29 protein-coding genes and 1 pseudogene are annotated in these 20,049 nt (G+C 53.9%); 18 read left to right on the plus strand and 12 right to left on the minus strand.

The features are described from left to right. A partial coding sequence (locus ACEW72_RS08905; protein ID WP_373476029.1) for a GGDEF domain-containing protein occupies positions 1-496 on the minus strand: 496 nt, incomplete at its 3' end. A gap of 138 nt (positions 497-634) precedes the next feature. On the opposite strand from ACEW72_RS08905, the gene ACEW72_RS08910 reads away from it, so the two are divergent. The 3 genes from ACEW72_RS08910 to ACEW72_RS08920 all read left to right on the plus strand — a co-directional run bounded on the left by ACEW72_RS08910 (position 635) and on the right by ACEW72_RS08920 (position 2,715). Continuing rightward, positions 635-796 carry a hypothetical protein gene (locus ACEW72_RS08910; RefSeq protein ID WP_373476030.1) on the plus strand — a complete coding sequence of 54 codons (162 nt, stop codon included), beginning with the start codon at positions 635-637 and terminating at the stop codon, positions 794-796. A 114-nt stretch (positions 797-910) separates the two neighbouring features. Beyond that, positions 911-2,269 (plus strand): AAA family ATPase, encoded by a 1,359-nt coding sequence (locus ACEW72_RS08915; RefSeq protein ID WP_373476031.1) that lies wholly within the window; start codon positions 911-913, stop codon positions 2,267-2,269. Positions 2,270-2,274: 5 nt separating this feature from the next. Beyond that, positions 2,275-2,715, plus strand: a complete 441-nt coding sequence (locus tag ACEW72_RS08920; protein ID WP_373476032.1) for a hypothetical protein — start codon at positions 2,275-2,277, stop codon at positions 2,713-2,715. Positions 2,716-2,914: 199 nt separating this feature from the next. Here the strand turns inward: ACEW72_RS08920 and ACEW72_RS08925 are convergent. Beyond that, positions 2,915-3,093, minus strand: a pseudogene (locus tag ACEW72_RS08925) (DUF188 domain-containing protein); the annotation flags it as partial. An 86-nt stretch (positions 3,094-3,179) separates the two neighbouring features. On the opposite strand from ACEW72_RS08925, the gene ACEW72_RS08930 reads away from it, so the two are divergent. Continuing rightward, entirely contained in the window at positions 3,180-4,040 is an 861-nt protein-coding gene (locus ACEW72_RS08930) for a hypothetical protein (protein WP_373476033.1), read from the plus strand. 56 nt (positions 4,041-4,096) lie between these two features. Here ACEW72_RS08930 and ACEW72_RS08935 read toward each other — a convergent pair whose 3' ends face one another. Beyond that, entirely contained in the window at positions 4,097-4,606 is a 510-nt protein-coding gene (locus tag ACEW72_RS08935; protein WP_373476034.1) for a YaiI/YqxD family protein, read from the minus strand. 187 nt (positions 4,607-4,793) lie between these two features. Between ACEW72_RS08935 and ACEW72_RS08940 the strand changes: the two genes are divergently transcribed. Beyond that, positions 4,794-5,165, plus strand: a complete 372-nt coding sequence (locus ACEW72_RS08940; protein ID WP_373476035.1) for a hypothetical protein — start codon at positions 4,794-4,796, stop codon at positions 5,163-5,165. A 103-nt stretch (positions 5,166-5,268) separates the two neighbouring features. Here the strand turns inward: ACEW72_RS08940 and ACEW72_RS08945 are convergent, their stop codons facing one another. The 4 genes from ACEW72_RS08945 to ACEW72_RS08960 form a co-directional block, all read right to left on the minus strand. Continuing rightward, positions 5,269-5,715, minus strand: a complete 447-nt coding sequence (locus ACEW72_RS08945; RefSeq protein ID WP_373476036.1) for a fasciclin domain-containing protein — start codon at positions 5,713-5,715, stop codon at positions 5,269-5,271. 330 nt (positions 5,716-6,045) lie between these two features. Then, the gene (locus ACEW72_RS08950) at positions 6,046-6,294 is read right to left on the minus strand and encodes a hypothetical protein (protein WP_373476037.1); all 249 of its coding nucleotides are present in this window, start codon (positions 6,292-6,294) and stop codon (positions 6,046-6,048) included. Positions 6,295-6,397: 103 nt separating this feature from the next. Beyond that, positions 6,398-6,778, minus strand: a complete 381-nt coding sequence (locus ACEW72_RS08955; protein WP_373476038.1) for a hypothetical protein — start codon at positions 6,776-6,778, stop codon at positions 6,398-6,400. Positions 6,779-6,961: 183 nt separating this feature from the next. Next, positions 6,962-8,062, minus strand: a complete 1,101-nt coding sequence (locus ACEW72_RS08960; RefSeq protein ID WP_373476039.1) for an NAD(P)-dependent alcohol dehydrogenase — start codon at positions 8,060-8,062, stop codon at positions 6,962-6,964. 228 nt (positions 8,063-8,290) lie between these two features. On the opposite strand from ACEW72_RS08960, the gene ACEW72_RS08965 reads away from it, so the two are divergent. The 5 genes from ACEW72_RS08965 (at position 8,291) to ACEW72_RS08985 (ending at position 10,701) form a co-directional block, all read left to right on the plus strand. Continuing rightward, positions 8,291-9,001 (plus strand): hypothetical protein, encoded by a 711-nt coding sequence (locus tag ACEW72_RS08965; RefSeq protein ID WP_373476040.1) that lies wholly within the window; start codon positions 8,291-8,293, stop codon positions 8,999-9,001. Positions 9,002-9,044: 43 nt separating this feature from the next. After that, on the plus strand, positions 9,045-9,443 hold the full coding sequence (locus ACEW72_RS08970; protein WP_373476041.1) for a hypothetical protein: 399 nt from the start codon (positions 9,045-9,047) through the stop codon (positions 9,441-9,443). A gap of 134 nt (positions 9,444-9,577) precedes the next feature. After that, positions 9,578-9,877: a hypothetical protein gene (locus ACEW72_RS08975; protein WP_373476042.1), complete on the plus strand. Its 300-nt coding sequence runs from the start codon at positions 9,578-9,580 to the stop codon at positions 9,875-9,877. A 15-nt stretch (positions 9,878-9,892) separates the two neighbouring features. Next, positions 9,893-10,273 (plus strand): VOC family protein, encoded by a 381-nt coding sequence (locus ACEW72_RS08980; RefSeq protein WP_373476043.1) that lies wholly within the window; start codon positions 9,893-9,895, stop codon positions 10,271-10,273. Positions 10,274-10,491: 218 nt separating this feature from the next. Then, positions 10,492-10,701, plus strand: a complete 210-nt coding sequence (locus ACEW72_RS08985) for a cold-shock protein (protein WP_373476044.1) — start codon at positions 10,492-10,494, stop codon at positions 10,699-10,701. A gap of 54 nt (positions 10,702-10,755) precedes the next feature. Here ACEW72_RS08985 and ACEW72_RS08990 read toward each other — a convergent pair whose 3' ends face one another. The 3 genes from ACEW72_RS08990 to ACEW72_RS09000 form a co-directional block, all read right to left on the minus strand. After that, positions 10,756-10,902: a hypothetical protein gene (locus tag ACEW72_RS08990; RefSeq protein ID WP_373476045.1), complete on the minus strand. Its 147-nt coding sequence runs from the start codon at positions 10,900-10,902 to the stop codon at positions 10,756-10,758. A 78-nt stretch (positions 10,903-10,980) separates the two neighbouring features. Then, positions 10,981-11,373 carry a DoxX family protein gene (locus tag ACEW72_RS08995; RefSeq protein WP_373476046.1) on the minus strand — a complete coding sequence of 131 codons (393 nt, stop codon included), beginning with the start codon at positions 11,371-11,373 and terminating at the stop codon, positions 10,981-10,983. Continuing rightward, on the minus strand, positions 11,373-11,678 hold the full coding sequence (locus ACEW72_RS09000) for an alkylphosphonate utilization protein (protein WP_373476047.1): 306 nt from the start codon (positions 11,676-11,678) through the stop codon (positions 11,373-11,375). The genes ACEW72_RS08995 and ACEW72_RS09000 overlap by 1 nt, the downstream gene beginning before the upstream one ends. Positions 11,679-11,801: 123 nt before the next feature. Here ACEW72_RS09000 and ACEW72_RS09005 point away from each other — a divergent pair, with 123 nt between their 5' ends. After that, on the plus strand, positions 11,802-12,161 hold the full coding sequence (locus ACEW72_RS09005) for an NAD(P)-binding protein (protein WP_373476048.1): 360 nt from the start codon (positions 11,802-11,804) through the stop codon (positions 12,159-12,161). Further along, positions 12,162-13,316, plus strand: a complete 1,155-nt coding sequence (locus ACEW72_RS09010; protein ID WP_373476049.1) for a flavin-containing monooxygenase — start codon at positions 12,162-12,164, stop codon at positions 13,314-13,316. Between the two features lie 25 nt (positions 13,317-13,341). Here ACEW72_RS09010 and ACEW72_RS09015 read toward each other — a convergent pair whose 3' ends face one another. Beyond that, entirely contained in the window at positions 13,342-13,953 is a 612-nt protein-coding gene (locus ACEW72_RS09015; protein WP_373476050.1) for a hypothetical protein, read from the minus strand. A 48-nt stretch (positions 13,954-14,001) separates the two neighbouring features. On the opposite strand from ACEW72_RS09015, the gene ACEW72_RS09020 reads away from it, so the two are divergent. From ACEW72_RS09020 to ACEW72_RS09040, 5 genes are all read left to right on the plus strand, one after another. Further along, entirely contained in the window at positions 14,002-15,390 is a 1,389-nt protein-coding gene (locus tag ACEW72_RS09020; protein ID WP_373476051.1) for a M17 family metallopeptidase, read from the plus strand. A 122-nt stretch (positions 15,391-15,512) separates the two neighbouring features. Beyond that, on the plus strand, positions 15,513-16,409 hold the full coding sequence (locus ACEW72_RS09025; protein ID WP_373476052.1) for an NlpC/P60 family protein: 897 nt from the start codon (positions 15,513-15,515) through the stop codon (positions 16,407-16,409). Then, the gene (argC, locus tag ACEW72_RS09030) at positions 16,406-17,344 is read left to right on the plus strand and encodes an N-acetyl-gamma-glutamyl-phosphate reductase (protein ID WP_373476053.1); all 939 of its coding nucleotides are present in this window, start codon (positions 16,406-16,408) and stop codon (positions 17,342-17,344) included. Before ACEW72_RS09025 ends, argC begins: the two co-directional genes overlap by 4 nt. 91 nt (positions 17,345-17,435) lie before the next feature. Next, positions 17,436-17,873, plus strand: coding sequence for an antitoxin Xre/MbcA/ParS toxin-binding domain-containing protein (locus ACEW72_RS09035; protein WP_373476054.1), 438 nt, complete (start codon positions 17,436-17,438; stop codon positions 17,871-17,873). Next, positions 17,870-18,373 carry an RES family NAD+ phosphorylase gene (locus tag ACEW72_RS09040; protein WP_373476055.1) on the plus strand — a complete coding sequence of 168 codons (504 nt, stop codon included), beginning with the start codon at positions 17,870-17,872 and terminating at the stop codon, positions 18,371-18,373. The genes ACEW72_RS09035 and ACEW72_RS09040 overlap by 4 nt, the downstream gene beginning before the upstream one ends. 8 nt (positions 18,374-18,381) lie before the next feature. Here ACEW72_RS09040 and map read toward each other — a convergent pair whose 3' ends face one another. Then, entirely contained in the window at positions 18,382-19,209 is an 828-nt protein-coding gene (gene map / locus ACEW72_RS09045; RefSeq protein WP_373476056.1) for a type I methionyl aminopeptidase, read from the minus strand. Positions 19,210-19,271: 62 nt separating this feature from the next. On the opposite strand from map, the gene ACEW72_RS09050 reads away from it, so the two are divergent. Next, positions 19,272-20,030: a competence/damage-inducible protein A gene (locus ACEW72_RS09050; protein ID WP_373476057.1), complete on the plus strand. Its 759-nt coding sequence runs from the start codon at positions 19,272-19,274 to the stop codon at positions 20,028-20,030. The last annotated feature ends 19 nt before the right edge of the window (positions 20,031-20,049 follow it).

Here is a 20,049-nt window from a genome sequence, read left to right on the forward strand (position 1 = left end):
GCGCGAAGAGCAAGCCGAACTCCTCCCCGCCCAAGCGGGCGAGCAGGGCCTCTTTGGGGGCGGAACTGCGCAGCACCTCGGCCGCATGCTTCAACGCATTGTCGCCACCGGCATGGCCGAGCCGGTCGTTGATTTTCTTGAAATGGTAGATGGCGGTCATGGCGAGCATCTGGCTGCTGCCCGTGCCCAGCCGCGCGGTGGCGGCATCGACAAAGGAGCGGCGGTTATTGAGCGCGGTGAGCGCGTCAATATGCGCCAGCTTGTCGAGCCGTTCATTCGCCTTTTTCAGCTTCCAGCTGAGAAAGGCGACAAAGCCGTAGGAGGGCGGGGCCACCAGCATCGGAATGATGAACGCGACCATCATGGTCGTGCGATAGTCGGCGATACCACTGATCTGAAAACTGACATGCGTCGCCAGCAGAGACGCGACGACGGAAAAGCCGACAACGGCAATGCCCGTCAGCACCAGTTTCAATTTGGTCGCAGCGATATTCATCTCATCCATAGCACCTATAAACGACCGCCCGTTCCTATCTTTGATAGGGGAGGCGGAAGTTTATAATGCAGGGGGATTGATTAAGATTTTGGGTAGTTGGTGGGGGTGGGTTTTGCGCGTCAATGGGATGGGAAGCTAATGGACTGGCTACGCGGCACGTGTCATTTTATTCACCAACCGCTCTACATTCTGAGCGGTTGCGCTGCAGCGGAAGAGGCCAGCATGGCGGAAATGAGCAATGTCTATGACGAGACTGGGCGCGAGCTATATATTGGCGGTGGTGATCGGGAGCATGATTGAGCGAGCATAATTGATTTTCGTGGAACGCGTTTGCGCTTTGGCGGAGCCGTTCGGCAACTGACATTAAAATGTTGTCTGGCATTATGCGCTAGAAGTGAGCTATGGGGTCAAGATATGAAGCTGTCTTTAACTGATTTTAGAGCCTTTGCTTACACGGGGGCTTTGGAAATTCGCCCACTCACTTTCCTTGTGGGCGAAAATAGTTCTGGAAAAACATCTTTTTTGGCTGCGCTGAGTTATATTTGGCGATTCCAAGAACGAATGTTGTCAGCTTCATTCAATTTGCCTCCTTTTGATTTGGGTACATTTGACGAGATTGTGCATCGGGTTCGAGGTCGGACCCGACCGGACCGCTTCAATTTGGAAATTGAAAATAATATCACCACCGATCCGAGAAGATCACAAATATATTATCCACGGGTGCAAGCGGAGAAACAGTCTGGACTTGCTAAATTATGCCTCACATTCACGAGTAATGTGGGTGACGCAGTCATAGAAAAGCTAGAATTAAATTTTCTCGATTACTTTCTGCAAATCTCTGTTGATCAAAAAATTAGAGTTGTTGCAAAACAGGGTAATGATATCGCTTTTGACTCCAGCGAGGGTCAGGAGCAGCTGCAACTTAATCAAAGAATAGGACGATTAGAAAAATTGGACATGTCTGACATGCTATTTTTTCTTCGTCGGATGGTGCGTGATCGAACGGTTTCCAAAGATGAATTGATAGGCGGTGCCGAGAAAGTTTTGTCTGTCACATCAATGGCATTAGAACAACTCACCCAGACATTCCCACGAGCCATTTTCGCGTCAGCGCCAGTTCGTTCGAACCCAAGTCGCGTTTATACCCCAACGGATCAGATTCGTTCACCAGACGGTACTCACACTCCTCAAACGCTTTTTAAAATAAAAGAATCAGATGAAGCTCGATGGCTGCGTATAAAAAATGGTCTTGAAGAATTTGGTCGCTTATCTGGCATGTTTTCGGCCATAAATGTCGCCCGATATAGAACGTCGGGGTCCAGTCCTTTTCAAATTAATGTTACTCGAAAAGGAAAGCAATCTAACATCGTAGATGTGGGCTATGGGGTTAGTCAGGCGCTGCCAATATTGACCGACCTCATCGAAAGCCCTCCTCGAAGCGGATTCTTATTTCAACAGCCTGAAGTCCATCTGCATCCTCAAGCACAGGCTGCTCTTGGTTCTTTTTTTGTGGATTATCTAGAGCGGGTAAAAGGCTCCACAATAGTTGCCGAAACGCATAGCGATTATCTTATAGATCGAGTGAGATTATGTATTCAGCGGAAGCAGATACGTGCCAACGATGTGTCGATATTGTATTTTGAATCCGTTGGTACCGGTACTCAGGTGGCTCAAATAAAAATCGATGACGAAGGAAACATGATAAAAGTTCCAAATGGCTACCGGGATTTTTTTGTTAAAGAGCAGATGGATTTGCTTGGATTGTCTGAATAATGTGTGTGGTAATTGATGCCAACAAGGCTGCTGATTTTTGTAAACAGGACCATCCTTATTTAAAGACGCTTTTGCGATGGGTGAATTCCGGAGGACGCATCGCTTCTGGTGGTCATTTAGAAAAGGAACTTTTTAAAGTTCAAGCAATGAAGGGGTTGCTGACCGAATGGTCTCGTGCTGGAAAGCTCGTCCGCATTTCAGCAACTAAGGTAGCCGCACGAGAAGCGGTCGTTAAACAGCATTGTGTTTCAGATGATCCGCACGTTGTTGCATTGGCCATTGAAGCTAAAGCTCACATAGTAGTAACCGAAGATAAAAAGTTAATCGTCGATTTGAGAAATACGCGGATCGTTGGCCAAAGAAGACGGATATATAAAGAAAATTCAGCTAGCCCGATGCGCGTCGACCGACACATTGCGTTATTGCGTAGTTCGGACTGTCAATGAGGTGTAACTGAGGCGCAGCTTTGGTTAGATGACTTCAACTAATCAACCACCCCCCGACACCAACTTATCCATCAGCCGCCGCATCTCTCCCGCTGGCGTATGTCCCGCGACCACCTCATGATAGCCGATGCCTGCCTTGCGCAGCTTTCGCTTTTAACCGCGTCCCTTAAATTACGGGGACAGCAGACGAATTAGACCCTCACCCCAACCGCACCAACGCCTCATCAAGCGCCTGCAAAAATCGTGACCTGTCGGCTTTGGCAAAGGGTGCGGGGCCTCCGGTGATGCCTTCAATGTTTTTTGGCCAATTCCGGCGCGCAAGTCGTCCATGATCGCACGGGTGGTGATGGCGCCGCCGATAGAGCCGCGTGTAATAGGATGTTGACGGTGTTTCTGATGACCAATGACAGAACAAACCATAAACATATTTGACAAATAACCTTATAGGTGATATTTGTCGTCAAATGATAACCACACACACCTCATCTTCCGCCGCCGCCGACACCGCTCCTCCCCCTGCCGAGGCGCTTGCATCCATCGACGGGCCTGAAACCTCCACACCCATCCCGTACGACCCCGCAGAATATCGTTGGGTCCCCGTACGCCGTCGCCCGCGCTCCGATGGCTGGACGGAGGAGAAGCAGCGGCGCTTTATCGAGGTGCTGGCCGATACCGGGCGCGTCGCGCTTGCGGCGAAGGCGGTGGGCCTGTCGCGGCAGGCGGCTTATGAACTGAAACGCTCAGGCGATGGTTCTGCTTTTTCGCGGGCATGGGATGCGGCGCGGCTGCATGCAGGTGCGCTGCTCGAAGATATCGCCTTCGACCGCGCCATTGAAGGCCGCGAGGAAAATGTTTTCAATGAATGTGGCGAAGTGATCGCAACCAAGCATGTGCCCGACAACCGGTTGCTCATCTTCCTGTTGAAGCACTTGATTCCCGACCGGTATGGCAATGGAGCCGCTGCGGTTGCCGGCGCGGTTGCGGATGCGGGTGGGTCCGTCACGGTCCCAGTCACAATCGATGCCTGCCTGCGCGATATGGAGCCGCAACTGCCCGCGCCTGCCGAAACTTTATTGGGGGCCGAAACACTTTCTGACGAGCTGGAAATTGCCGACATCATGGATGGCAAGCTGCCACAATATCTCACCGAAACGCAGGCCGAAAAGACCGAGGCGCAGTTGGCGGCTGCGCGATATGCGCGCGGCAAGGCAGCTTCCGAAAAGTGCAATGCCAAGGAAAAGCTGAGTGACGCGGAGTTTTCCGATATGTGCTTTTATCTCGATCCAGGCAGCGTGCAGGAGCCGCCGCGCCGTCGCTATAAATAGGCTTTTCAGCTGTCAATTTGGTGTCAACTTTGGACCTGCCCGGACCTGCACCGCCTTCACCCCAACCGCACCAACGCGTCATCCAACGCCTGCAAAAATCGTGACCGGTCGGCTTTGGCAAAGGGTGCGGGGCCTCCGGTTATGCCTTCCATGTTTTTTTGGCCAATTCCGGCGCGCAGGTCGGCCATGATGGCGCGGGTGGCGATGGCTCCGCCGATGGAGGCGCTGGTGAACGGCTTGCCATTATTGCCGATAACGATGGCTCCTGCCTTCAGGCACCGGTCCGCAAGTAATATGTCGGCGGTGATCACCACGCTGCGATGGTTGGCCTGCTCCGCTATCCAGTCATCGGCGGCGTCGAAGCTGTCCGATACGATAGCCCTCGTGATCAGGGGATGGTCGGGCATACGAAAGCGCGCGTTGCTGACCAGCACCACGGGCACATTGCGGCGATATGCGACCTTGTAAATCTCCTCCTTTACCGGGCACGCATCGGCATCGACCAATATGCGGGGCGACAAGGGAGAGGCGCCATAAGGCAGGGGATTGGGGCTGTCAGAAGTCATGTTCAGTGCGGGGCTTTATACCGATTTAGCCCCGGCACCAACTTCTCTCGCCTCCGCCTCAACAACGCTAAGTTGCCGTTAGGGAAACGGGCGTTAGCGTGCTATAATCGCGACGGGTCGAGAAGGTGCCGTGTGTCAGCGTTTGTCCAAACAAGCGGCAGGCGGCACGTAATGGAGAGGACCTATAATGAAAAAACTGCTCTTGATCGCAGCCTTGCTGCTGCCCGGCCCCGCTATGGCCAACACGCTCGACGTTATTACCTCGAAGCTGAAGGACGGCTGCACATTCCAAACCTATCTTGGCATCACCAGGGAGTTCAATGAAAGCTGGGGCAAGGCCAATGGTTACAACGTACAACTGATGCTGCCCGTCCACAGTTCCGATTCGAGAATGGTTGTCTGGGTCGGCAACATTGCTTCGGCACAAGCGTTCGGCAAGGCATGGGACACCTGGCGCAATGCGATGGCCAATCCCAATTCGGTCGAAGCAAAATTGCAGGCGCGTTTCGACGCATGCAGCACGCAAATCTCGCGTGCGAGCTACGACACCTATCAATAATCCGGCGAACGGCGGCGGGGCAAGCCTCCGCCGTCCATCGTTGTTGCGCGCAAAAAAAGGGGCGGCATCGCTGCCGCCCCTCTCAAATCGGATAGCCCGATGATTAGCCCTTTGGCATAATCACGGTGTCGATGACGTGAATGACGCCATTGGTGCATTCGATGTCCGCGCTGGTCACGGTTGCGCCGCTAACACGTACGCCGTCGGTGCCATCGACGTGAAGCGCCTCGCCGTTCACCGATGCGGGTGTAAGTGTCTTGCCCGCAACGTCGGCGGCCATAACCTTGCCGCTCATCACGTGAAGCGTCAGGATTGCGGTCAGCTTTTCCTTGTTTTCAGGCTTGACCAGTTCGGCCACTGTGCCTTCTGGAAGTTTGGCAAACGCATCATCGGACGGTGCGAAGACAGTGAATGGGCCTTCACCTTTTAGTGTATCGACCAGACCAGCGGCGGTAACCGCGGCGACGAGTGTGGTGAACGAGCCCGCTGCGACAGCAGTATCAACTATGTCATGCATGATGTAATCTTTCAAATGCTCAGAATAGAGCATAACAACATATGGTCTGCCGATAAGTATATTCAAGAGATCGGTGCACCTGATTTAAATTATGACATTTTTAATACTATTCAAATCATGACGTTTTACTGTATTACGGCGATAGTACAAATCATCTGCCGACGAAAAATCTTCCGCCAAATAGGAAGAACCGATCGTCCGCGATGTCAGCCTTGGCTTGGATTACGGTGACAGTGCACTATTTTACCGGCACCAACTTCTCCACAAGCCGCCGCAGCTGTACCTTGCTGGTGGCCGATGCCTTCACATTCGATCGCGGGCTTCTGGGTCCATCAGCGCTTAGTCGACGCTTTTTTCATTGCGTTAAGCCAGCATATCCCAAACCCACCCAACAGCGTCTCGTAACACTTTCCATTCTGTCCCGCCGGTTGCCCAGTCCACGAGGAAAAGTCCGCCAAAAAAGGTTACCCCGATACCGAAGGACAATGGCGTGACAAACGCTTCGCGGTCATAGGAACAGCCGTCTTCGTCGCTATATGCCCACCGGTCGAAGTTATCGCGGTTTCGGGGCGGCTTGCCCTGCAGCTCTCTGGTGAAATCTTCGAGACTCATATGCCAGCCCCTTTTTACGGAGGTCTTTAATATAGGCATCATCGGTTAACAAAGTTTCAGGGATGGTCAGAGTTTCAAGCCGAAGCGGCGTTGTGTCCGCCCGTTAACCTTTCGTCAGCGATGCGCGGCTGGCGACAACCGCGAGCCCCAGCGAAATGGCGATGACAGACACGCCCAACGGCATCGAAGCGCCAACGCCGTACATAAACACCCATGTCCAGTTGATCACCGACGTGACGAACGCAAGCCACAGCACGGGCTTCGCCCATGATTTGAAAATCGCCAGCCCGGCACTGCCCAATACTCCGCCGAATACCGCGATGGCGAACGCGGCGGTAATATAAATCGGCATTGGTGGCGAGCCGGGCGGTGTGGCGGCGGCTTCCGGGCCGAACATCCCGACATGCGCCAGATAGCTGGCGACGCCGACCAGATTCCACAATATACCAATGATGCCGATAATCCGAACTGTTCTGCTGTTCATGACAAGTCCCCTCCTTGACGGTCAGGGGCACAACATATCAGCCTGCAAAACGGCGGGATAGCATTTTCTACGCGGCGGCGGGCCGGTAAAAACCGCTTTTTTTAAGCTATCCTTTATGTTCACGAAACCGCGTTCGTGATGTGAGGTCGTAAGGCTCACCCACCTTTTGCGGGAAAAAATGCGTTACGTCCCCACCTGATCCTTATGCAGTGACGCCATGTCGATAACGTAGCGAAACCGCACATCGCCTTTTTCTAACGCCTTGAAAGCATCGTTGATCTGCTGGATCGGGATAATCTCAATATCCGGACCAATTCCATGCTCGGCGCATAGATCGAGCACTTCTTGCGTTTCGGCAAGGCCGCCGATCAGCGACCCGGCAACCGATTTGCGCGAAAAGGCGACGACCGCGTTGTTGACGCCCTTCATTGGCTCAAGTGCGCCGACCAGAACGATGGTCTTATCGCGCTTGAGCAAAGGGATGAACGGGTTGATGTCATGCTTTTCGGGGATGGTCGACAGCATGAAGTCAAAACTGTTTTTCAAAGCCTTCATCGCCTCTGCGTCATCCTCCATCACGACGGTTGCGCCAAGTTTTGTTACGTCGTCCAGCTTGTCTTTGCTGGTGGTGAAGGCGGTGACGATGGCGCCCATCGCAACCGCGATCTTGACCGCCATGTGACCCAGTCCGCCAATCCCGATGATGCCGACATGGTCGCCCGCCTTGACGCCCCAATGCTTCAGCGGCGAATAGGTGGTGACACCAGCGCATAAAATCGGCGCAGCGACTTCAAGGCGGAGGCCTGCGGGAATTTTCAGCGCGAATTCCTCGCGGACGGTAATGCTGCCAGAATAGCCGCCAAAGGTGTTGCTGCGGCCATAGATGTTTTCGCCGGTCGGTGTTTTTTCCGCAGGAACAAACGGGCCGTTGTAAGTGGACAGAAAGCCGTTGGGCCCTTCGCAATAATTTTCTTCGCCTGCCTTGCAGGGCTCGCACGTCTGGCAACTGTCGACCATGCATCCGATGCCGACGCTATCACCGATCGAGTGGCGGGTGACGCCCTGACCTATGGCGGTGACACGGCCGACAATCTCGTGTCCGGGCATGCACGGGTAGATCGTGTTCGACCAGTCGTTGGCGCACTGGTGCACGTCCGAATGGCACACGCCGCAGAAAAGGATCTCGACCTCGACTTCGCCCTTTCCAGCCGGATCGCGTTCGAACTCGATGGGCTTGAGGCGGCTGTACGAATGTTTGGCGGCATAGCCGGTCGTGCTGGACATAAGAAACGCTCCGGAAGAAAGGAGAGGGGGAATGATGCTAACGGCCCAGTGGGAGGACAGTTCCGCAAAAAAGATTTTCCCTCTCTCCTTCAGGGGATAGAGGGGTGTTTTTTCACCAAAGCTTTACCCCCACCCAACTCCAGTCCATTTTGGCTTCATCTCCGCTTGCCAACAATATCTATGCCTATACTTTCGTTCCAGCCACTACGTCTGGGGGAAGGTCGTTAGATGGAAAATCGCAGTGTCGAGATTTCGCGCAAAAAGGCGCAGAAGCAAACGGGTAAAAGTCGGCAGGCCGACTGGAAAAGCCGAGACACCAATCCCGCCTTTTTCGTCCGTGCGGACACCGCACGTCCTCCCACATTTCCCGCCGATATTCTGCCTGACCAGCGTTGGCTTTCGCCCGATCTTGCATCGACGCTCATCATTCCGGTGGCATTGCGGGCGGTGACCGCTGAGCCTGTGTTACTCAAATCAACATCGCGTGCTGCCAAAGCCAAGCCCAAAGCCAAAAAGGCGGCAAAGCCTGCATTGGCAAAGTCAGCTTCAACTAAACCTGTCGCACGTAAGGCCCGGGTCGCAAAGCCGAGAGTAAAAGCAACACCCCTCCCAAAAACCGCGGCCCGAAAACCTCTCTCGGCGGCCTTAACTCCACAACCGATTACCGATACTACGGTGATTGTGCCAATCCGTCCGGTGGCCGATACAATTCCTTCGCACACGCCGACGCCGTTGCCGCGTGCACGCTCGGTCACGGTGTACCGGAAAAATGGCGTCGTCGACATATTGGGCTATTGGATGCGAAGCCGTGTTTCCGACCTGCTAAAGCTTTTTTCGCCGCGCCCAAAATCGGCAAGACCCGCCCCGAAAATGGCCGATCTGATCGCCGAAAATACGGCATTAAGGCAAGAGATCGCAAGGCTGCGCGCGCTGACCTAAAAAGTATTTTCCTACAGACCGCGCCTTATGCTCCAATGGCGGTATGACCGACACATCCTTACCCCAAGACGAAGCGGAATTGTCCGTTTCCATCCTCGACTTCACGCCGGTGCCGCAGCAACGCCGCCGCTATGATGGCTGGTCGCCTGAAACACAGAAACGCTTTATTCGGGCGCTATCGGCCATGGGGTCGGTGGGCGCTGCGTGCCGTGCGCTGGGCAAGGGGCGGGTGTCTGCCTATCGCTTGCGCGAACGCGAAGGCGCCGAAAGCTTTGCCGCCGCGTGGGACGCCGCCATTGAAAAGGGCAAACGGCGCCAATTTGACTATTTCCTCGATCGGGCAATGAACGGTGTGACCACGGTGCATATCCAGCGTGGCGGTTCGGTGTCGGTGACGGGCGGCCCTGACATGAGCCTTGTCCGGGCCGCGATGGCTAAATAAGGCTCGCGTTGCGCCAGGGCCTCGTTGACTTAAAGCTACAAAGGATACATTTTCAGGTTCGTTTTGCGTATCTTTTGTATCTTTATTGAAGAAATCGTGGGCATATAGCCCGCTGATGATTGGAAAAGCTGTTTATGAGTAAGCCTAAAAATTACCCGCCGAGTTGGTTCAGCGTTGGCATGGATGCCTGGGCGCTTGCCGCCGAATCCAATATGGTTATCGCTATGCGGATGGGTGCTCTCGCCTCTGGCGGGCCTTCAGCGGTGAAAGAGGCGGAACGTATGGTCTCCGAAAAGCTGTCCGCAAGCATGGCGCTTGGCGCGGATCTTGTGAGCGGAAAGCTGGGTAGTAGCCCCGAACAGATTATGAGCAGCAGCATCGCGCATTATTCGCAAGCGGTCACGGCAAACAGAAAGCGGTTGGGCTGGAAATAAAAAGGACGGTTTTCTATGGCGAAAATACTTGGCCTTGGCGGCCTGTTTTTCAAATCCGCCGATCCGGCGGCGACGAACGCATGGTATGCGGATGTACTCGGGATCAAAGTAGAGCCTTGGGGAATCATCTTCACACCCGAAGCGGCGGCCGCGCATCCCGGGGCGGCGACGGTGTTCTCGCCCTTCAAAGCCGATACCGATTATTTTGCGCCTTCGGACAAGGAATTCATGTTCAACCTGATGGTGGATGATCTGGATGCGATGCTAGCGCGTTGCGCCAAACATGGGGTGACGCCGGTCAAAACTTTCCCTGATGAAGCTAATAGCCGATTTGCCCATATCATGGACCCGGAAGGTCGAAAGATCGAGTTGTGGCAACCCATGCCGATGGATTAACCCATCGGTTTGCCGATTTTATCGGGCTTCAAGTCGTTGTAGTTTGCTAATTCATACAAAAGTGGGTATGATAGGCTTTGCTATCGTCGACCGCGACGGAATTTGAGGCGCGTGTCTGGCAATGAAGTCGACCCGCGCAGACGTTTTCCTACCACGACTTGGCTTCCCACGCGGCGCTGTTGCTGTGTGGTCACCTGTTTCGTGAAAGGAACATCAATATGCCTACTGGCACCGTAAAATTCTTCAATGCCGACAAAGGCTATGGCTTTATCGCACCCGATGGCGGCGGCGATGACAGCTTCGTCCATATCTCGGCTGTGCAAGCTGCGGGTATGCACTCGCTCGATAAAGAACAGCGCGTAAATTATGAAGTCGAAATCGGCCGCAATGGCAAGGCTTCGGCGGTAAATATTTCGCAAGCCGATTGATTTCGACTAACCAAGTTTAAGAAAGGGCTGCCGAAAGGTGGCCCTTTTTTGGTTTCAGGTGCGCGTATCTTTCCGGCGGTCACCAGCGCGGCGTTGGCCTTTGCGACGATCAGGCCCGGAATAGTCGGTGTCCGTGTCATTCCTGCGTTCGCCCTCGCGACGCGGTTTGTCGGAAGTTTTATCATCGTCACGGGTGGTCATAAAGAACCCCTTGGATAGCCTGCGGTGTGCCTTAATGTGTAAATGTTAATGATTTTTTGCTGAGAAGCTAGCCGGATTTCAATGGCGTTTGCGAAACGGCCAATCGGTTACTTCCCCGACCCACAAGGCAAGCCAGATGAATACCGGTTGAAAGGCCAGTCGCGGGCCATGATAGCCCCATCCCAAATCGGTGCCGCTGATCATGATGTCATTCAGCGCATGGTTGAAATTGGCGGGCCATACGCAAACAGCATAAAGTGCCAACCCGACCCCTGCAGCTTTCCGGAAACGGGGAATGAACAAACCGATAGCTCCGACGATTTCGGCGATGCCCGTCAGCAACACCACGTGCTGCGGAAAAGGCACCCAGTCGGGGGTAATTGCAATAAAACCGGCAGGAGACCTAAGGTGCGCGATCCCGGCGGCAAAATAAAAAATCGCCAGAACTATTCTCAAAACAGTTTTTGCCATTATCTTTTACGAACAAATTCGGCGCGGAGAACCAACCCTTTTATGCCTTCAAACTTGCAATCAATTTCCTGCGCGTCCCCGGTCAGCCTTATAGATTTTATCAAGGTCCCGCGTTTTAGCGATTGGCCTGCACCTTTGACGACCAAATCCTTGATAAGTGTCACCTGATCGCCATCAGCCAAGATGTTGCCGACTGCGTCGCGAACCTCATTGGTATCGGTTTCGGAACCCTTGTCGAGTGCCTCTTCGGCGCTGATCCATTCACCTGATACCTCATCATACACATAATCGTCATCGCTGCTCATAAATTACTCCGTTCGATTTCAATCTTGCGGCGTTTGTAGCGGTGAAAGGGCGCAAACGAAAGCCAGTTGCAATTTGCAACGATGTAAGTAAGATTTTTATCAGCGAAGACCGGAGAGAATAAGATGGCACAAGTGGAAACGAATGTAGATGTTTTGATCGTAGGCGCTGGCCTCTCCGGAATTGGTGCTGCCGCGCATCTTAATATGCAGTGCCCAAATAAAAGCTATGCGATAATTGAACAGCGCGCCGATATGGGTGGAACATGGGACTTGTTCCGTTATCCGGGGATCCGCTCTGATTCAGATATGCACACACTGGGCTATCGTTTCAAACCGTGGCTGCACGAAAAGACGATAGCCGACGGCCCTGCAATCCACGAATATATTCACGAAACGGCCTTAGAATTCGGTATAAACCCGCACATCCATTTCGGTCATCGTGTGATGACAGCAAATTGGTCCAGTTCCGACGCTTGCTGGTAAGTGACAGCCCGATCGGTCGATGGCGGCAAAGCCAGGCATTTTGCCGCACGGTTCCTGTTCATGTGCGCAGGCTATTATGATTATGATGAGGGCTATCGACCCGAATTTCCCGGTGAAAACGATTTCAAGGGACAAATCATTCACCCTCAGCATTGGCCAGAAGAACTTGACTATACCGGCAAAAAGGTCGTCGTTATCGGTTCGGGTGCAACGGCGGTCACCATAGTCCCGGTGATGGCGCAACAGGCGGCGGATGTAACGATGTTGCAGCGCTCGCCAACATATATGGTTTCGCGACCGGCGCGCGATCCTTTCGCCAATAGATTGCGAAAGTTACTGCCCGAAAAGCTGGCTTATGCGATCACCCGTTGGAAAAACATCAATAACCAGCGTTTTACCTATTGGTATGCGCGGCGTAATCCTGCGAAATTGGGTGAGAAACTGGTGGACATGGCCCGACAGGAATTGCCGAACACCGTTGATGTCGAAAAGCATTTCGTACCCAAATATGGGCCTTGGGAGCAGCGTCTTTGCCTTGTCCCTGATAGCGATATTTTCAAAGCAATATCCAGCGGAAAGGCAAAGGTCGTCACCGATCACATCGACCATTTCACCAAAACAGGTATTCAATTGAAATCTGGCGAGCATCTGGATGCGGATATCATAGTGACTGCGACGGGGCTTAATCTTGTGACAATGGGCAAGATTGCAATGAGCATTGATGGCGCGCCGATCAACTTCGGGGAGCATTTCAATTATAAGGGCGTGATGTACAACGACATCCCGAACCTTGCGAGTGTGTTTGGTTATATCAACGCATCCTGGACACTAAAAACCGATATAGTCGCAGACTATGTGTGTCGCTTGCTTTGGAAAATGGATGACAAAAATGTCAAAGTGGCAACGCCGCATCTGGACGATTTGAATATGCCGCAGCTGCCATTTGTGACCGATTTTAGTTCAGGCTATTTCGCACGGTCCCTGAATAAATTGCCGAAAAATGGCGATCGTCATCCGTGGCGCGTTTTGCAAAACTATGCAGCAGAAAAAAAGATACTGTCCGAAGATCCGGTCGATGATGGCGTGATGGTGTTTTCCAATCCCACTGTAGCGCAGCGCGACGAGGTGGCTGAAACCTTGTTGGCGGCGGAGTGAGCTGCTTGCCTTCGGCTTTCAAGGCCTATTCGGAATCCCTTACAGTTGCGGCAACTCGCCGCGATTCAGGTGCCGAATTGGGGACTAGGATGTGAGGCCGTCGCTTTACAACCCAGATCAGCAGTAAAAGACCCAGCAAAGCGATAATGGCCAAAGCGCCCATAATCCAAATCATGAAGGTTCGCATTTCTTTGGTATGCGCTATCAAAGCCGGTGGTTCCGTCGCGGTTTTGACATCCCAATACTCGACTTCAAATGGACCGCCTTCAGTACGGTACAAGCGAATTTCCGCGCTTGTCCATTTCGAGCCGTCATGTGCCGCATATGTAACGCTTACTTCGTTTTGATTGGGACCAAAAGTACCGGGCTTGGGAATATAAATTGCAGGCGTAAGCGGCGGTGATTTTTTGAGAAGTACAGCCATATTGTCAAATTGCGCGCGGCTGTCATCGACGAATGATGACGTCATACGCCTTTCGATCGCAGCCTGGTCGCCGCGCTTCACCGCAGCCATAAACGGTAACGTGACTGCCGCAACGTCTGCAGGAAGAGTGACATGATCTATTTCATTTTCTGCGCAGGATGCGGGTCCAAAAAAAGATGCGACGAACGCAAGAATCATAAAAATACGTGACATTCCTGAAATATCTCCCGTTTGCACCCCATTGCCGCTATCGGGGTATTCATGCGTTATGACGAATTGATCCTGCCTGACACCGGCCAGCCTGCCATTACCGTTCAAGTTATCGACAAGAACGGCTTCGACACATGGCTTGCGGCGCAACCTGATTCGTCCCAAACCGTTACAAAGGCTCAGAAATTCACTGGTGCGCCGGGGGATATCGCAATTCTGCCAGGTGGGAAAGCTGGGCAATGGTCTGTAGTCGCGGGGGTGGTCGATACTGCTAATCTCGGACTATGGTCACTAGCCAAAGTTGCCGAAAGCTTGCCCGAGGGTCAATATCGGCTGATAGATGCCGACGCCGGTGAAGCGATGATCGGATGGATGCTGGGCCATTATTGCTATCAGGAGTATCTGAGTGAACCGAAAATGACTGGTCACCGTGTTCTTCTGGTGAAGGAACCCGGGCGCATCGCTAACGCCATGCTGCAAGCGGCCGCTACAGTATTGGTGCGTGATCTCGTCAATCGACCTGCCGCGGATATGGGACCCAACGCTTTAGAAGTGGAGGCGAGGCGGATAGGCAAGGCGTACAAGGCAGAAGTCGCAGTAGTAAGCGGCGAAGCGCTGGAGACTGGCTATCCGCTGATCCATGCGGTTGGAAAGGCAGCGATGAGGGAACATGCGCCACGCCTGATTGAGTTGCATTGGGGCGATGATCGTCATCCGCGCGTCGCGATTGTGGGAAAAGGTATAACCTTTGATAGCGGAGGTCTGGACATAAAACCGGTGAGCGGCATGCGGATCATGAAAAAGGATATGGGCGGCGCCGCTCATGCTTTGGCGTTGGCTGAACTGATCATGGCGGCGCATCTGCCTGTTCGTTTGCACATGCTGGTTGCCGCAGCCGAAAACAGTATCGCAGGAAATGCCATGCGCCCTGGTGATGTCATAAAAAGCCGGAAAGGCACTACGGTCGAGATCGACAACACAGATGCGGAGGGCAGGCTTGTTCTTGCAGATGCGCTAACTAAAGCAGTTGAAGACAAAGCGACATTGATTATTGACTTTGCAACTCTAACCGGCGCAGCGCGGACGGCATTAGGTCCGGATTTGCCAGCGATGTTCAGCAATCATGATGATGTGGCGTCCGGTTTGTTGTCGGCAGCAAATGCGGTAAGCGATCCCGTTTGGCGGATGCCCTTATGGGCGCCCTATGCAGAAATGCTGGACAGCGATATCGCTGATACAGCGAATAGCGGGGGCAGTTTTGCCGGCGCCGTCACCGCTGCTTTATTCGTGCAGAAATTTGTACCCGATGAAATACCGTGGGTGCATCTTGATACCTATGCATGGCGACCAACGAGCAAGCCTGGACGACCTAAAGGCGGCGAAGCGCTTGGGCTAAGGGCGGTGTTTCGCTATTTGACGGACACTTATCCGGTCCGCTAAGGGTATTGACGACAATAATAGTCGAGCCGACGAAGGTTGGAACACATATCATTGATCGGCTTGAACTTTAAGGCGCGACATACCCGCCCTTGGCCAGATTGACGCAAGTGGGGAAGAGAGAGTTGGGCACTAAAACAACAGGCGACCGGCCGCTTTACACTTTAACCGGGCACAGCCTGACTGGCGACCGGCGCACAACGCCTATCCGTGGTGACCTTGCCGATATCAGTCTGGCCGGCAAATTATTCGCCCCACATTATGCCGTTCCGATGTTACGCACCGGGCTCGCACCGGTGACGGAAATTCATGCTGAACCGCATGCAACCGCCATGCCCGTTAGCGCTTTGATGCATGGCGAAGAATTTGCTGTGCTCGACGTTGCGGGTGAATGGGCGTGGGGTTATTGCCTGCATGACAATTATCTTGGTTATTTGCGCTTTGCAGAACTTGGCGACGATTTTGATGCGACACATATCGTGAGTGCATCTGCTACTTTGCTGGTCGCGTCCCCTTCGGCTAAAGCGCCAGTGGTCGCGCGGTATCCGATGGGGGCTCAGCTAGCCTGCGGTTTGCCTAGTGAATGCGGTGCGTTTTTAGCGTGCGAAGGTGGCTATGTGCCTAAGACGCATGTTTCCGAACTGGGTCATGTCGCCGCTTCTCCCACCGATTTGGCGGAGCGCTTGATCGGCACCCCCTATAGTTGGGGCGGACGAAGCGGCGATGCGATTGATTGCTCCGGTCTGGTCCAACTGGTCTTCGGATTAAAAGGCGTATTGGCATCGCGTGATACAGATATGCAGCAAGCTGAATTTGGTGACGATTTGCCTGAAGGTGCCCCGCTTATTCGGGGCGATCTGGTATTTTTTCCGGGTCATGTCGGAATTATGGTAGATGCCGCGCATATCATTCACGCCAATGGCACAGCGATGGCGGTCAATGTGGAGCCTTTGTCCCATGCCACTGCAAGGTTTGCGACGCACGAACAGGCTATTATTGCACGGAAGCGTATTTCACTGTGACAAAATCGGTTTTCATCGACGGTGCGGCTGGAACAACCGGACTTGAAATTGCCGACCGTCTCGCGGGGCGCAGCGAATTTGCGTTAATTGTTCTTGATGATGACAAGCGTAAGGATTTTGAAGCCCGTCGTCAGGCTTTGAACGATGCAGATTTCGTCATTCTATGTTTACCCGACGACGCAGCAAAAGAGGCTGTTGCGATGACGAGCTCGGCCAATACGCGTATAATTGACGCCTCGACCGCACATCGCGTGGACCACAATTGGGCTTATGGTTTCCCCGAATATCGTGATGGACAGCGTGATCGCATCGCTGCGGCACGGCTGGTAAGCAACCCGGGCTGCTATCCTACGGGTTTTCTGGGATTGGTCGCGCCATTGGTCGCGGTGGATCTGATATCCGAAGATTGGCCCTACACGGTAAACGCTGTGTCTGGCTATTCCGGCGGCGGCAAGGCGTTAATCGAGCGGTTCGAAAGCGATGCAGGCGCGGATATCGGCTTTCGCACCTACGGCCTCGACCTCAGCCACAAGCATGTGCCCGAAATGCAGACCCACGCCGGTCTCGGCCTCGCGCCGATTTTTTCTCCGGCGGTGGTGCGGGCCTTTCGCGGGATGATGGTCGAGGTGCCGTTGCCGATTTCGGTCATGCCGGGAACCGATAGTCCCGACGAGATGCGTGCGGCCTTGGCGGCGCATTATGCCGGTTCTCCTGTGGTCACGGTCCATGACCAACTTGCGCCGTCGGAGCTGCTGATACTCAACACGCAGGAGCCGTCGGATCGTCTCGACCTTTACGTTTTGGGGTCGCCCGACAACACGCAAGTGCGCTTGCTGGCGTTGCTGGATAATCTGGGCAAGGGCGCGAGCGGGGCCGCTGTCCAGAATTTGAATATCATGGCCGGGCTGGACGAAACAGCAGGGCTGCGTTTGTGATAACCGATGGACGGAATGAATCGCAAGGGAATTGACAAAATGATATTGTCCCATTATATGGATCATATAGGGTCAAAATAACGGACATATTATGGAAACGTCATCTTCCACGACATTACGCGAAATGCCTGCGACGTTTCGGGCTATTCCGACTTTTGCTCCCTTTACCGATACCGGATTTCTTGGAGCTTGCTTTACCAAATCAGGTGACGTCGATATCGCATATCTGGCTGACTTGTTTCGTATGTCCAAGGCGCAACTGGCCGAAACTGTCGGACTGCCATTGGCAACCGTCATCAAAACCAACCGCATGAAAGCGCCAAAGGCGCAAGGCAGGATGACCGAAATGCTGGAAATCATCGCACGTATCAAAGATTGGGCAGGCAGCGATGCACAGGCAATGGCATGGTATCGGTCGCAGCCCATTCCCGCTTTGGACGGTCGCACCGCCGAATCTTTGGTGAAATCGGGCGACGCGGCGGCTGTGCGCGATTATCTCGACCATATGGCCTTGGGCGGTTTTGCTTGAATTTTACGGGCCGCGCATATCGCGCGCATGATCCACGATGGTCCTTTGACCCCACCTCTGGCACAGGCGCGGCCATTTCCGGTGGCCGGTTCAATATAAAGGGGCAAGCGGCGTTGTATCTTTCGCTCGAACCGATCACTGCGCTGGCCGAATGCACACAGGGCTTTGCCCAAAGGATGCTGCCTTTGACCTTATGCGAATATGACATTGCATGTGAAAAAGTCGCAGACCTGGCCGATACGGAAACACGCCAAGCACTCGCGATCGACGAAAAAGATATGGCCTGTGCATGGCTTGTTTTCCAGCGCAGCGGCAAAGTCGCGCCCTCACAGAGGGTCGCCAGGATACTGGTGACCGAAGGTTTCAATGGGGCACTGGTGCCCAGTTATGTTCCGGGCATCCACGACGGTGCCATAAATCTGGTGCTGTGGAACTGGAGCGACAAGCCGCCGTGCAAGGTGACCGTATATGATCCCGACGGGCGATTGCCGACGAAGTAATGCGTGCCTCAATAAGGGGGCTTATCAAACCCCTTCGGACTGCTCGTAAATATCTCACAGCCGTCTTCGGTAATGCCGATGCTATGCTCGAACTGCGCGCTTAAACTCCGGTCGCGGGTTACCGCCGTCCAGCCGTCCTCCAATACCTTGCCCGCTGCCTTGCCGATGTTGATCATCGGCTCGATGGTGAAAATCATGCCGGGGCGCAGTTCCGGGCCGGTTCCAGGGCGTCCGACGTGCACAATTTCGGGTGCGTCGTGAAACAACTGGCCGAGGCCATGGCCGCAAAAGTCGCGGACCACGCCATAGCGATGCTTTTCTGCATGGGTCTGTATCGCATGTCCGATGTCACCCACATGGTTTCCGGGCTTTGCTTGCTCGATACCAAGCATCAGGCATTCATAGGTCACTTCAACCAAGCGCTTTGCTTTGACCGGGACATCGCCGACCAGAAACATTCGGCTGGTGTCGCCGTGCCAACCGTCCAGTTGCGGCGTCACATCGATATTGACGATGTCGCCGTCCTTCAGTTTCTTTTCCGACGGGATACCATGGCAGATGACATGGTTGATCGAAATGCAGCAGCTATGTGTATAGCCGCGATAGCCCAAGGTCGCCGGAACCCCGCCGCCGCGCATCGTCATTTCGCGCACGATATCGTCGAGTTCTTCTGTGCTGACGCCCGGCACGACATGCGGCACCAACGCATCGAGTATTTCGGCAGCTAAGCGACCGGCCTTTCGCATGCCTTCGAAGCCTTCGGCCCCATGCAATTTGATGACCCCGTCGCGCGAGAGGCCCGCTTCGGCTGGTGTGACTTCGACATATTGATCCATGCAAATGACATAGAGCGTTTTTCCGCACTTTGCGAGAGGGGTATTTATGCTATCGCAGTCGCATGACAGAATCCCGCATCTATACCGCCGCGCTCGTAATCATCGGCGACGAAATCCTATCCGGCCGCACACAGGACAAAAATGTCGCCCAAATTGCGCTTTGGCTCAACATTCAGGGGATTCGCCTGAAGGAAGTACGGGTGGTGGCAGACGATATGGGCGCGATTGTCGAAGCGGTGAATCTGTTGCGGGCGCGCAATGATTATTTGTTTACGACCGGCGGCATTGGCCCCACGCATGATGATATAACCGTCGATGCAATTGCTACGGCGCTGGGCGTCGAAGTTGTTATCCACCCCGAAGCGAGCGCGGTGCTGCATGAATATTACGAGACGAGAGGTGGAATCAATCCAGGGCGGCTGCGGATGGCGCGTGTTCCCGATGGCGCGGAACTCATCCCCAATAAAATGTCGGGCGCGCCCGGCATCCGGCACGGGAATATCTTTATCATGGCGGGCGTTCCGCACATAACGGCGGGTATGCTTGATGCCCTGACCGGTACATTAGAAGGTGGCGCGCCTTTATTGTCGCACCAAATCGGGTGCTGGGTTGCGGAAAGCGAAGTGGCCAAATTGCTCGGCGATACCGAAAAGCATCATGAAGGATGCCAGATCGGCAGCTATCCTTTTTTCCGTGAAGGCAAGGTCGGCGCCAACTTCGTGGTTCGCACGACCGACGCCCATATGTTGAACGAATGTGTCGAGGCTTTGATATTGGGGTTGCGCGGGTTGGGCTATGACTGCGTCGATGGTGGAATTTAAGCGCTGTTTCGTCGGCGCG

The sequence above is a fragment of the Sphingorhabdus sp. genome (assembly GCF_041737645.1).
Classification (GTDB): domain Bacteria; phylum Pseudomonadota; class Alphaproteobacteria; order Sphingomonadales; family Sphingomonadaceae; genus Sphingorhabdus_B.